We start from the raw sequence: 234 nt of genomic DNA on the forward strand, positions 1-234 counted from the left end.
CCATGAGTAGATGCAGCCCATCGCTACTTTTTTGGTAGCTGATTACAATATCAATATGCTTTTGTCTTCTACAAAGCGTGGTGTAATCTGGTGCGGTCCAATTTAATCCGCAAAGTTTAATCAGACTTTGCACAAAGCCAGTAACCATACGTAAAGACAGACGGAATAAGGATTTAATCATTAAGCAGCATTGGATGGCTGCGTCGGAGTAGGTTTGATTTCGCCCTTGTTTGC

At 41.9% G+C, this 234-nt stretch carries 1 protein-coding gene; it reads right to left on the bottom strand.

Features of this window, described 5'->3' with window-relative positions; genetic code table 11:
- The coding region (locus tag AC1M9D_RS14190; RefSeq protein ID WP_481612458.1) for a transposase at positions 1 to 234 on the bottom strand (234 nt) is incomplete at both ends.

It is taken from the genome of Acinetobacter sp. ANC_7682 (genome assembly GCF_056779795.1).